Raw genomic sequence first — 12,322 nt, forward strand, 5'->3', positions numbered from 1 at the left:
GCAGGAAGGAGCAGGGATGACCCTCGCCGCACCCGTCCACGACCGGGGAGTCACCACCCTCACGCTCGACTCCCCGGCCAACCGCAACGCCCTGAGCGCACGGCTCGTGTCCGGTCTGGCCGAGGCCCTCGACGGGTGCGCGGCGGACGACACCGTACGGGCGGTGGTCCTCACCCACACCGGCAACACGTTCTGCGCGGGCGCCGACCTCACCGCACCGGCCGACCCGCACGACTTCGTCGCCCTCATGCGGCGCATCGTCACCCTGCCCAAACCGGTCGTCGCCCGGGTCACCGGGCACGTCCGGGCCGGCGGCCTCGGGCTGCTGGCCGCCTGCGACATCTCCGTCGCGGGCCCCGACTCCTCCTTCGCGCTCACCGAATCACGCCTCGGCCTCGCCCCCGCCGTCATCTCCCTGCCCCTGCTGCCCCGGCTGGACCCCCGCGCGGCATCCCGCTACTACCTCACCGGCGAGCGCTTCGACGCGGCGGAAGCCGCCCGGACCGGCCTCGTGAGCCTCGCCGCCGAGGACGTGGACAAGGCGCTCGTACCGGTGCTGGACGGACTGCGCAGGGCCTCCCCCCAGGGGCTGGCGGCATCGAAGGAGCTGGTCACGGCTACTGTGCTGGAGACTTTCGACCAGTACGCCGAAGACCTCATCGCCCGCTCCACGGCACTCTTCGCCTCCGACGAGGCACGGGAGGGGATGACGGCCTTCCTGGAACGACGGGACCCCGCATGGCTGCTGTGACCCCCACGAGCCCCAAGGCTCCGAAGCAGGACCGCAGCCGCGCCACCCGCCAACGGCTGCTGGAAGCAGCGGTGGCCTGCCTCGCCGAACACGGCTGGGCAGGCTCCACCGTCTCCGTCGTCGCCGAGCGCGCCGGGGTCTCGCGCGGTGCCGCCCAGCACCACTTCCCGACCCGCGAGGACCTGTTCACCGGTGCCGTCGAGTACGTCGCCGAGGAACGCTCCGCCGCCCTGCGCGCCCTGCCCGTCCAGGACCGGTCGGCTGTCCTCGCGGCCCTCGTCGACCTCTACACGGGCCCGCTCTTCCGCGCCGCGCTCCAGCTCTGGGTCGCCGCCTCCAACGAGGAGCAGCTCCGCCCCCGCGTCACCGAACTGGAAGCCCGCGTCGGCCGGGAGACCCACCGCATCGCCGTCGGACTCCTCGGCGCCGACGAGAACCGCCCCGGCGTCCGCGAAACGGTCCAGGGCCTCCTCGACATGGCCCGCGGCCTGGGCCTCGCCAACGTCCTCACGGACGACGCGGCACGCCGCCACCGGGTCGTCACCCAGTGGGCCGCCCTGCTCGACGACGTGCTGGGCTGAGCAACCGCGGGTGGCACGCGGGGCCGCGGTGCCCCGGGGCGGTGGGACGACGTCGTTCCCTTCCGCTCCCTCCCGCGGCGCGGCCGTCGCCGGCCGGCGACGGCGGCCCGGTGCCGGCGGCCGGTGCGACCAACTCCCCACGGCACGGCGGTAGTACGCCTTCATGCCCCAGCCCTCGGGGATGGCGGGAACCACCCCTGCGGCATGGGAAGATCATCTTGCGCGAGTGCCTTGCCGGCCGCTTCCGACGTGCTTCCTGTGGAATACCGTCATCGCAGGTCACAGGGTGCGTCCTCGTTCCCGGGAGATCGTTCCGCAGGCATCGGCCGATGGGTCCGGGCCGAGGGCGGCGAGGTGTGCCGCATCCGCGCCGACCGTGACCGGGAGACCCTCGGCCACGGCGGACCGGCGAGCCGATACCGGGCCCGCGGATGTCGGACACCCCATGCGGCACGAGGGACGCGGGCCGAGCCCGTTCCTCGACGACCCCGCAGCACGGGTGCGTGCCCCGACCGTCCCTTCGAGCCCGGCGATGAGGAACTGAGCTTGATGCACGTCCTGGTGCCGGAAGACCCCGTCTTCATGACCAGATTCCTCGCGATGGAGGATCCGCTCCTCCACTCGCTGTACTACTTCTACCTGCGGGATCTCCCTCCCGGCCACGCGGAGACCATCCGTACCGCCTACGAGGGCTGGGCGGACATCCAGTACCGGATGCCTCCGTGTCTCCACTGGCAGGAGATGGCGGTCCGCAGGGCCCCTCGGCCGCGGGATCGGGAAGGGTACACACTCCTCGGCCGGGGCGGTGCGCCGCTGACCTGCCTGCACGCCGTGGAGATGAACGCGGAGAGCATCGCGGTGCTGAAGGCCTGCCACGCCCTGCTGGTGGAGGCGGAATCCGACGGCGTCGGCCCGTTGGCCCGAGCCCTCGGCGAGATCGCCGAGCACGGCCGGAACACGGTGGACGACTTCCGTCGCGTGGTGGACGTCCTGCAGTTGCAGGCACCCCCTCGCCTCCTGGGATCGCTGAGGCGGGCGGCGCCCGCCGGCAGGGCGACGGCGATCTCCCTCGACGGGACGCAGCAGGAGGAGTACGAGACCTTCTGCGACCGGATCGTGCGCACGCTGAGCGCGGGCGACAGATTCACGTACGCGATGCACCGGGCGCTCTACTTCTGACCGGCCCCGCCGGCCGCCGGCGGTGCGTGGCGGCCGACGGGGCTGCGACGCGGTGGCAGCCTCCCTTCAGCTCAAGGGTTGAGCATGGGATAGGTGTCCAGGAGCGCGTCGGGCACCGCGAAGGCGTCGGTGAGCGTGAGCGCGTGCGGTGCCAGAGCGGCCACGACGTCCTCGACGGCGTCGGGGAGCTCCTGGACCTGAGCGGCCGTCATCCGTCCCTCGGCCAGGAGGTCACCGCTGTGCGCGGCGATCCAGCGGAGGGCGAAGAGGGCGTGCAGCCCTCTGAGGAGATCGCGGGAGAGCGGAGCAGCGGCCTGGCTGAGGGCGGTGAGCAGGGCCTCACCGGCCAGCCGGTGGACGTGGCTGTCGACCAGGTGCAGAGCCGGTGTGACGGCCGCGTTCCATCGCGCCATGGGCGAGGCCGCCCGCTCCCGGAGCCGCTTCCGGGCACGGGCGTGCCATATGCGTTCCAGATCGGCCATCAGGTCCTGCAGGTGCTCGGGATCCGTCAGCGCACGGTGCTCCGGGGCGATCTCGCTGGGCGGCTTCGGCGCGAAACCGCCCAGGAGCATCTCGCCCGCGGCCTTCACCCAGATGACCTTGTTGTCGCCCTCGGCCGTGATCGTGCCCTCGTTGGCCGCGAGCTGGCCCGCTATGCCGTTGGCCAGCAGCAGACCCTGGGCTCCGCACCGCTCCCGGCACTCGGTCATGACCGTACGGGCCTGCCAGGTGATCCACCCCTTGGCGACGGCGGTCAGGCGCTCGTTCGCCTCACGGTCGGAGTCCTCGGCCCAGGTCCACTGCTGTACGACGGACCGGTGCAGCAGCGTGGCCGCGTAGGTGGTCGCGACGGCGTCGAGCAGCGGGGCGTGGTGACTGCGGTGCGCTATCAGCGGCACCTTCTGGCCGCTGGTCATGCCGGACGTGACCCGGGAGTGCGCGTGGCGCATGGCGACGGCCAGCGCATGGCGCGTCACGCCCAGGCTGTACGCGCTCATGCACAGCTTTCCCATGGTGACGCGTCCGATGGACCGCAGGAACCGCTTGCGAGGACTGCCGAGGGAGCTGCTGAACGCCCCTTCCGGAGTGAGGCGTCCGTGGTCGCCCTGGAGGAGGGCGCCGAGGGGGAGGCGGACCTCCCGGAAGACCGTGGTGCAGTGGTCGACGGGGCTGCTCGCCGCCTGCGGCAGCGGGCTCACCTCGACCCCCGGCAGCGGGCGCCCCGCCTCGTCGCTCAGCGGGGTCAGGAAGAGGAAGACACCGTTGTCGTCACCGTCGATGATCAGGCGTGCCGCCACGACGGCACTCTTGGCTCCGCCGGTGGGGCCCGTGTTGGGCATGTACTTGGCCGCCCCGGGGGTGGGGGTGTTCAGGACGAGCTCGCCCGACGCGCGGTCGAGCGTGGCCGTGGTCTCCATCTGCGCGGCGTCGTTGCCGTGGGCGAGCTCGGTGCACAGGAAGGTCCCGACGCGATCGGCCCGCAGGAACGCGGACACGTCCCGCCCGGCCTGGTCGTGGTCCTGGAGGCTGCCGAGGAACAGGTTGTAGTGAATGCTGGCGACGGTCGCCATGCCCGGGTCCACGATGCCGGCCCACTCGTGGAGCGCGGTGAGCTCGACGGGGTCGGCCACCAGATGCCGGGGGTCGGCGACTTCGGCGTTCACCAGTCGGAGGCGGTCGTAGGACAGCGCTATGCGCTCCTGATGGCTCAGGCCCTCCCGGAACGCGAAGGGTGTGGAGCCGAACAGGCTCCTCCACCGTTCGTGGGTCGATTCGAGTCGATGCGCGAAGAGGATGTCCGTGAGTTCGGCGAGGGGGGTCTCGGTGCGTTCGATCTGAAGGGGGATCACATCCGAAAGCTAGTCGTAGTGATCACTTTGCGCAGCGTGATGATCAACACGCTGGGCGAACCGGGAGCAACGGTGGGTGCGCGTCAGGGTGCCGCCCCGGCAGGTCTCCGCGGGCTGCCCGACGCCGACTCCCCTGCCGGCGTGGCCTGTTCTCGCGCTCGACTCGAGCACGAACCGGCGGTGCGGGCCGGGACGGGCCCCTCGCGCGCACTCCGGAGCTCCTCGGGGAGGGGGACCGAGGCGCGGTGGGCAGACGCGGCGCTTCCGGAAACCCGCACCCGGGGCCGTGGCCCGGCCGGCCGGTAACGGGGCCCGGGGTGGGGCAGCATGGACCGGATGAACTCCCGTGCGCAGCCGGAGCGGACGCCCGACGGCCGGTACATCGTGGTGGAGGGCCGGCGTTGGCGGGCGACGGACCCGGAGATTCCCGAGGACGTCGCCGCCGGCCTGCGCCGTCACCTCATGGCCGCCCGCCGCGCGGTGGCCGCCGCGCTGCGGAACGAGGACACGGCAGCCGAGAAGCGGGCCCGGAGCCGGGTGCAGGCGGCCAAGGTCGCGCTCGGCGAGCGCGGCACCGCCTGGTGGGAGCAGTCCGCCGCCGAGCGGCGCAAGCGGTGGGAGGACGGCGCGGCCGAGCTCGACGCCGACGGGGCGGACGACGGCCGCCCCGCACCGTAGGCACCCGCTCGCGGTGCGGGGCGCCCGCGTACGTGTACGCCGGGGAGCCCCGGCCGGTACGAGCCGCGGGGGCGGGTCGTACGCCCTGACCGGGGCCCCGGCCCGTCAGTTCCCCAGGTCCGCCAGTTGCTCGTAGCCCGGGATCTCCTGCGGGGCGCGGGCGCCCGGGCCGGTGTACGTCGCCGAGGGGCGCACCAGGCGGCCCGTCCGCTTCTGCTCCAGGATGTGTGCCGACCAGCCGGCCGTGCGGGCGCAGCTGAACATCGACGTGAACATGTGCGCGGGGACCTCGGCGAAGTCCAGCACGATCGCCGCCCAGAACTCCACGTTCGTCGCCAGCACCCGGTCCGGGCGGCGGGCGTGCAGTTCCTCCAGCGCGGCCTTCTCCAGGGCCTCCGCCACCTCGAAGCGCGGGGCCGCCAGCTCACGGGCCGTACGGCGCAGGACGCGGGCGCGGGGGTCCTCTGCCCGGTAGACGCGGTGGCCGAAGCCCATCAGGCGCTCGCCCCGGTCCAGGGCCTGCTTCACGTAGGCCGTGGCGTCGCCCGTGCGCTCGATCTCCTCGATCATGCCGAGGACCCGGGACGGGGCTCCGCCGTGCAGCGGACCCGACATCGCGCCCACCGCACCCGAGAGCGCCGCAGCCACGTCCGCGCCGGTCGACGCGATCACGCGGGCGGTGAACGTCGACGCGTTCATGCCGTGCTCGGCGGCCGACGTCCAGTAGGCGTCGACGGCCTTGACGTGCTTGGGGTCCGGCTCACCGCGCCAGCGGATCATGAAACGCTCCACCACGGACTGCGCCTTGTCGATCTCACTCTGCGGCACCATCGGCCGTCCCTGGCCGCGCGCCGACTGCGCGACGTAGGACAGGGCCATCACGGCCGCCCGCGCCAGGTCGTCGCGTGCGGTCTCCGCGTCGATGTCGAGCAGCGGTTTGAGCCCCCACACGGGCGCCAGCATGGCGAGCGCCGACTGCACGTCGACACGGATGTCGCCGGAGTGCACGGGAATGGGGAAGGGTTCGGCGGGCGGCAGGCCGGGGTTGAACGCCCCGTCCACGAGGAGTCCCCACACGTTGCCGAACGACACGTGGCCGACGAGGTCCTCGATGTCGACGCCTCGGTAGCGGAGCGAGCCGCCTTCCTTGTCGGGTTCGGCGATCTCCGTCTCGAACGCGACGACTCCTTCAAGTCCGGGTACGAAGTCGGACATCGGGCGGCTCCCTCGGCTCGGCGGGTGTATGCAGGCCACACGGGCCTGCCCACGATATTGGCGGCTTCCCACGACGCGGGGAAGGGTGACGTCCGGCACAGCCTCCCGATGCCCGAACGGGCGGCCGCGCCGCCCCCTCCCTGCGGGGAGTACCGGCCCGCTGCGGCAGGATGGCCGTCGTGCCCACAGCTGATGCCACTCCGTCCTCCGCTTCCGCCTCCTCTCACGCCTCTGCCTCCGATTGCACCACCGATCCGGCCGCGATGCGCGAGCAGTACCGTTCCGAGGACTTCACCGAGAAGGACCTCGCCGCCGATCCCATGGACCAGTTCGCGCACTGGTTCCGCCAGGTCGCCGCGGGCGGGGCGCTCCACGAGCCGAACGCGATGGTGGTCTCCACGGCCACCCCCGAGGGCCGGCCGTCCTCCCGCACGGTGCTGCTGAAGCACTACGACGACCGCGGCTTCGTCTTCTTCACCAACTACGGCTCCCGCAAGGGCCGCGAGCTGACCGCGAATCCGTACGTCTCCCTGCTCTTCCCCTGGCACCCGCTGGCCCGCCAGGTCATCGTCACCGGCACCGCGGCCCGCGTGGGCCGCGAGGAGACGGTCGCCTACTTCCGCACCCGCCCGCACGGCTCCCAGCTGGGCGCCTGGGCGAGCGAGCAGTCCACGGTGATCGGCTCGCGCGAGGAGCTGGTGGGGCGCTACGAGGAGCTGGCCGCCCGCTACCCGGAGGGCGAGAAGGTCCCGGCACCCCCGCAGTGGGGCGGTTTCCGCGTCGTACCGGAGGCGATCGAATTCTGGCAGGGACACGAGAACCGGCTGCACGACCGGCTGCGGTACGTCCGCGAGGGCGCGCACTGGAGCGTGGAGCGGCTCTGCCCGTAGGCCCTCCGACGGGTCCCGGGCACGCCGGGCCCGGACACGCGGAAACCCGCAGGCTCTGGTCCCTCCTCACGGAGGGGCCGGCCGGACCTACCGGCGAGCCTGCGGGTCGGTGACTGCTTGGGTTCCGGCGGGCAGCCCGCCGACGTGCACTGGGTGCGACGACGGGCTGTCAGCCCGCAGCCACCTCACGAATCCGATAAGACTGCACTTTTCGGATCACCTCCTTTCAGCGTGTACGCACACCTTAGGAACGCCTCCGGGGACGCACAACCGATTAATCGGGCCGAGGTGGCCGCCGGATTTCCAGGAAGTGGCTGTGCGGTGGCTCACGTTCGAGTTCAATGGTCTGACGTGCGGCAATGCGGAACACGTCCTGCGGGAGGTACGGAGTGAGTGCTTCCAGGAGCAGCGGCACCACGGACGCGATCGGCCCCGAGGAGGACCCCGGGCGCGAGCCCCCGGCAGGGACCGTCCCGGGGTCCCAGTTGCTCGCGGCGCTGCTCGACGGGATGGACGCCGCGCTCTGCGCGTTCGACGCGGACGGCGCGATCACCCACTGGAACCGTGAGGCCGAGCGCATTCTCGGCTGGTCCGCCGCCGAGGCCGTCGGGCGCACCGGCTTCGCCGGATGGGCGGTGCGGAGCGCGGACGCGGGGGACGTGCAGGGGCGGCTGATGGCCGCGATGGGCACCCCCGGCCGGCAGGTCCACGAATTCGCGCTGCTGCGCAAGGACGGCGGGCGGGTGCTCGTACGGACCCAGTCGTCCGGGGTGCGCGGCGAGGACGGGAAGCCCGCCGGGGTGTACTGCGCGTTCAGCGAGGTGCACGCACAGATCGATCTGGAGCGGTCCATCGCCCTCAGTGAGGCGCTGCTCGAGGACGCGTCGTGGGGCGTGGTCCTCGTCGACGTCGACCTGCGGCCGACCGTCGTCAACGCCTACGCGGCGCGGGCGCTGGGCGGCCGGCGTACGGCGTTGCTGGGGCGCCCGCTCGGCGAGCTGGTCGTGCAGGGGGTCGAGGACCTGGAAGGGGCGCTGCAGCACGTGCTCGCCGAAGGCGCCCCGTCCGCTCCGGCCGAGCTGTGGGTGACGCTGCGGACGGCGGAGGGCGACCGGCGGCGCTGCTGGCGCAGCGGCTTCCTGCGGCTGGCGTCACCGCTCGCCGAAGAACCGGTTCCGCTGGGGGTCGGCTGGCTGTTCCGGGACGTGACGGTGGCGAAGCTCGCGGAGCAGGAGGCGGACCGGGTGCGCTTCCGGTCGAACCAGCTGCACCGGGCGGCCCGCCAGGCGTCCGAGTGCGAAGACCCCGTGGAGGCGGCGACCTCCACGCTGGACTACGCCCTGGCCGGGTTCGCCGACCACGTGGTGGTGGATCTGCTGGCCGGGGAGCGGCTGGTCCGGGCCGCCGCGACGCCGTCCGACGCCCCCGGCCCCTGCCTGCCGGTGTCCGGGGGCGCGCTTCCCGCGCGGTACGGGCCCGGGCATCCCGCTCTGCAGGCGGTGGAGCGCACGGGATCGGTCCGGGCCAGTGCGCGGACCGGGGCGGGTGAGGCGTGGGCGGTGGAGCGCCAGTGGCCCCGCGACTCGGTGCACGCGCTGTGCGCGGTGCTGCGGAGCCGGGGGCGGACGCTGGGCGTGGTGACGTTCCTGCGCGCGGCGAACCGCGGCGCCTTCGAACGCCCGGACGCGATGTACGCGGAGAGTGTGGCGGTGCGGGTCGCCTCGGCGGTCGACCTGGCCCACCTGACCACCGGCTTCGGCGACCAGGACCGCCCCGGCGGCGGCCTCGGCCGGTCCGACGGCTGAGGGCGGGGCCCGCACAGCGTGGCCGGCCGGCCTGTCCGGCGCATCCCTTCCGGCGTGCGGGTCGGCGTGCTGTCCGGCGTGCTGTCCGGCGTGCGCGGACGGAACCGTTCAGTGCCGGTAGAAGATCCGGTCCCCGTACTCCCGCATCACGCGCCCGTTCCACTCGTGCCCGCCGTCCACGTTCCCCGACCGCAGCAGCGGTGGCTCGATCCCCCGGGCGACCAGCTGCTCCGCGGCCGTGGCCATCATCGCCTGCATCAGGGCGCTGGTGACCACCGTCGACGCCGGTGCGAAGGGCGCCTCGACGCCTTCCGCGGTCAGCTCCGCGTCGCCGATCGCGATCTTGCTGTCGAGCACGATGTCGCAGTGGTCCCGCAGGAAGCCCCCCGAGGCGTGCCGCGACCGGGTGCCCGTCGCGTACGCGACCGAGGTGACCCCGACGACCGTCAGTCCGAGAGCCCGGGCGTTCTGCGCCATCTCCACGGGCAGCGCGTTCCGCCCGGACAGGGAGATGACCACGAGGAGGTCGCCGGACTTCGCGGGGCTGGAGTCGAGCACCGCTCCCGCGAGCCCGTCCACCCGCTCCAGCGCGGAGCCGAGCGTGGCCGGCATGACGTCGACGCCGAGCGTGCCGGGCACGGCGAGCAGGTTCATCAGGGCGAGCCCGCCCGCCCGGTAGACGACGTCCTGCGCGGCCAGCGAGGAGTGCCCGGCGCCGAAGGCGAAGAGCCGGCCGCCCGCGGCGACCGTGTCGGCGATGGCGGCGCCCGCGGCCGCGACGGCTCCGGCCTCCTCGTCGCGCACCCGCTCCAGCAGGCCGATCGCGGCGTCGAAGAACTGACCGGCGAGCTTGCTGTCGCTCATCGAGGAGGCCTTTCCTACGGGGGTGGGGTGTCTGTGCCGCGATCACGTTGCGGTCTGGACCACTGACCTGTCAACCGTCCGGCACCGCTCCCGCGGAGATGCTTCGGAGAGCACGGCACGGTTGTCGGCCGTATGCGTCAGAATTGGCGGAAGGGCCATCGCACGACGATTTCATGTCACAGCATCGAGGGGCACGTATGTCCGGACTGATCGACACAACGGAGATGTATCTCCGCACCATCCTCGAGCTCGAAGAGGAAAACGTGGTCCCGATGCGCGCCCGGATCGCCGAACGGCTGGACCAGAGCGGTCCGACGGTCAGCCAGACGGTGGCGCGCATGGAGCGGGACGGGCTGGTCCAGGTCGCGGGCGACCGCCACCTGGAGCTGACCGAGGAGGGGCGCCGCCTCGCGACACGGGTGATGCGCAAGCACCGGCTCGCCGAGTGCCTGCTCGTCGACGTGATCGGCCTGGAGTGGGAGCAGGTCCACGCCGAGGCGTGTCGCTGGGAGCACGTGATGAGCGAGGCCGTGGAGCGCCGTGTTCTGGAGCTCCTGCGGCACCCGACGGAGTCTCCGTACGGGAATCCGATCCCGGGCCTGGAGGAGCTGGGCGAGAAGTCCGAGGCCGATCCGTTCCTGGACGAGAGCATGGTGAGCCTGTCCGAGCTCGACCCGGGCCCGGAGGGCAAGACCGTGGTGGTGCGCCGGATCGGTGAGCCGATCCAGACCGACGCACAGCTGATGTACGCGCTGCGACGTGCGGGCGTGCAGCCCGGCTCGGTGGTGAGCGTGACGGAGTCCGCCGGCGGTGTGCTGGTGGGCTCCAGCGGAGAGGCGGCGGAGCTGAACACCGAGGTCGCCTCGCACGTCTTCGTCGCGAAGCGCTGAGCAGGGCCGATGTGATCACCGGTGCCCGGTGCAGTTGCAGGCACCGGTGCAGATGCACGTGCAGAAGTGAACGGTTGCGCCCGCTTTCTGTTTTCCGTCCGGAATCGCAGCGGCCGGGCGAATCGCGTGCCAGGCTGTGGCCAGGCATATGACCTGAGGGTGCCGGCAGGGCCTGCCGCGCGGTCGGGAGGGAGCGGGTAATGCGCCCGTCGTACTGGCATGTGCACCGCGAGGTGGCAGCCCTGCTCCCGGCCGCCCTCACTGCCGCACGGGGCCGGCACGACGCCCCGACGGGTCCGCGTGCGCGCGGACCGATCTGTTCCGGAACAGGGGACGGCCCCGGCGCCCGAAGGTGCCGGGGCCGGTCCTCCCCTGCGCCGACCCGGAGCCCCGAGCTCTCGAGGTCGGCCTCCGCGGACCCCTGTCCCCGAGCGGTCCGCGTCCTGGAGGAAATCTCCCCCCGGCGGCTCGCGCCAATCCTGGAGTGGTGTCACTCGAACGTGGGATGTTGCGAGCCGAACCCCTCTGTTCGAATAAAGGTTCGATAGTCTGGCGGAGGCGACCACACGGTGATCGAGAACCCGAAGGAGGTGCCAGAACCTATGGTGCGGCGCGTTGATGTGACCGGGACCGACGGCGTACGCCTCGCGGCCTGGGAGTTCGCCGACTCGCCCAAAGGGCGCGCCGAGTCCGAGCGCGCCCCCGGGATCTTATTGCTGCACGGCCTGATGGGCCGGTCCGCGCACTGGGCCTCTCCCGCCCGCTGGCTCTCCGAGCGTCACCGCCCGGTCGGCCTCGACCAGCGGGGACACGGCCGGAGCGACAAGCCGGCCGAGGGCCCGTACACCCGTGACGCGTACGTCGCCGACGCCGAGGCGGCAATCGAACAGCTCGGCCTCGCCCCCGTCGTCCTCATCGGGCACTCGATGGGTGCCCTCACGGCCTGGCAGCTCGCGGCGAAGCGTCCGGATCTGGTGAAGGCCCTGATCATCTGCGACATGCGGGCCTCCGCGCTCGGGGCGGCCTCGCAGCGCGAATGGGAGGACTGGTTCGCGTCGTGGCCGCTGCCCTTCGCGACCCTCGCCGACGTACGCAAGTGGTTCGGCGAGGACGACCCCTGGGTGGAGCGGCCCAATCCGTCCCGCGGTGAGTTCTTCGCCGAGGTGATGGCCGAGCGGGCCGACGGCTGGCGGCCCGTCTTCTCCCGCGAGCAGATGCTCCGGTCCCGGGCCACCTGGGTCTACGACGCCCACTGGGAGGAGCTCGCCCAGGTGCGGTGCCCCACCCTGGTCCTGCGCGGGATCGACGGCGAGCTGGGCCGGGCGGAGGCCCAGGAGATGGTCCGCGTCCTGCCGCGCGGACAGTACGCGGAGGTGGCCGACGCGGGTCATCTCGTCCACTACGACCAGCCGGAGGGCTGGCGCACGGCGGTGGAGCCGTTCCTGGAGCAGCTCGCCGAGGACCACCCCGACGACGGGGACGAGGAGGAGGACCGGGACGACCGCGACCCGTCGGCGGCCGATCCCGCGATTCCGTAGGCCCCGTGCCCTGTCCCGCCCCGCCCCCGCCCCGGTCCTCGCTGACCGCCGTAAGGATCTCCGGGAGCCGGTCCGGCGCAG

Annotated in this window: 11 protein-coding genes; 8 read left to right on the top strand and 3 right to left on the bottom strand. The window is 72.7% G+C overall.

Going from position 1 to position 12,322, the window contains the following annotated elements:
* The first annotated feature begins 16 nt into the window (after positions 1–16).
* From OG927_RS18925 to OG927_RS18935, 3 genes are all read left to right on the top strand, one after another.
* Complete coding sequence (locus OG927_RS18925; RefSeq protein WP_124281439.1) at positions 17–751, top strand: enoyl-CoA hydratase family protein; 735 nt, start codon at positions 17–19, stop codon at positions 749–751.
* A complete protein-coding gene (locus OG927_RS18930; RefSeq protein ID WP_056796956.1) occupies positions 739–1,332 on the top strand; it encodes a TetR/AcrR family transcriptional regulator in 594 nt (197 codons plus the stop codon). The genes OG927_RS18925 and OG927_RS18930 overlap by 13 nt, the downstream gene beginning before the upstream one ends.
* A 582-nt stretch (positions 1,333–1,914) precedes the next feature.
* Entirely contained in the window at positions 1,915–2,511 is a 597-nt protein-coding gene (locus tag OG927_RS18935; protein ID WP_245376735.1) for a hypothetical protein, read from the top strand.
* Positions 2,512–2,582: 71 nt separating this feature from the next.
* Here the strand turns inward: OG927_RS18935 and OG927_RS18940 are convergent, their stop codons facing one another.
* Positions 2,583–4,361 carry an acyl-CoA dehydrogenase family protein gene (locus OG927_RS18940; protein ID WP_056796950.1) on the bottom strand — a complete coding sequence of 593 codons (1,779 nt, stop codon included), beginning with the start codon at positions 4,359–4,361 and terminating at the stop codon, positions 2,583–2,585.
* Positions 4,362–4,697: 336 nt separating this feature from the next.
* On the opposite strand from OG927_RS18940, the gene OG927_RS18945 reads away from it, so the two are divergent.
* Positions 4,698–5,039: a hypothetical protein gene (locus OG927_RS18945; RefSeq protein ID WP_056797775.1), complete on the top strand. Its 342-nt coding sequence runs from the start codon at positions 4,698–4,700 to the stop codon at positions 5,037–5,039.
* A gap of 105 nt (positions 5,040–5,144) precedes the next feature.
* On the opposite strand, the gene OG927_RS18950 is transcribed toward OG927_RS18945, so the two are convergent.
* Positions 5,145–6,254, bottom strand: coding sequence for a citrate synthase 2 (locus tag OG927_RS18950; RefSeq protein WP_056796947.1), 1,110 nt, complete (start codon positions 6,252–6,254; stop codon positions 5,145–5,147).
* 263 nt (positions 6,255–6,517) lie between these two features.
* On the opposite strand from OG927_RS18950, the gene pdxH reads away from it, so the two are divergent.
* Positions 6,518–7,144: a pyridoxamine 5'-phosphate oxidase gene (pdxH, locus tag OG927_RS18955; RefSeq protein WP_056796946.1), complete on the top strand. Its 627-nt coding sequence runs from the start codon at positions 6,518–6,520 to the stop codon at positions 7,142–7,144.
* Positions 7,145–7,533: 389 nt separating this feature from the next.
* The gene (locus OG927_RS18960; protein WP_330320505.1) at positions 7,534–8,949 is read left to right on the top strand and encodes a PAS domain-containing protein; all 1,416 of its coding nucleotides are present in this window, start codon (positions 7,534–7,536) and stop codon (positions 8,947–8,949) included.
* Positions 8,950–9,057: 108 nt separating this feature from the next.
* On the opposite strand, the gene OG927_RS18965 is transcribed toward OG927_RS18960, so the two are convergent.
* Positions 9,058–9,813, bottom strand: a complete 756-nt coding sequence (locus tag OG927_RS18965; RefSeq protein WP_056796940.1) for an SIS domain-containing protein — start codon at positions 9,811–9,813, stop codon at positions 9,058–9,060.
* A 197-nt stretch (positions 9,814–10,010) separates the two neighbouring features.
* Between OG927_RS18965 and OG927_RS18970 the strand changes: the two genes are divergently transcribed.
* Positions 10,011–10,703 (top strand): metal-dependent transcriptional regulator, encoded by a 693-nt coding sequence (locus OG927_RS18970; RefSeq protein WP_056796937.1) that lies wholly within the window; start codon positions 10,011–10,013, stop codon positions 10,701–10,703.
* A gap of 602 nt (positions 10,704–11,305) precedes the next feature.
* Complete coding sequence (locus tag OG927_RS18975; protein ID WP_330320506.1) at positions 11,306–12,241, top strand: alpha/beta fold hydrolase; 936 nt, start codon at positions 11,306–11,308, stop codon at positions 12,239–12,241.
* Positions 12,242–12,322 lie beyond the last annotated feature (81 nt).

Source organism: Streptomyces clavifer (assembly GCF_036345975.1).
GTDB lineage: Bacteria > Actinomycetota > Actinomycetes > Streptomycetales > Streptomycetaceae > Streptomyces > Streptomyces clavifer.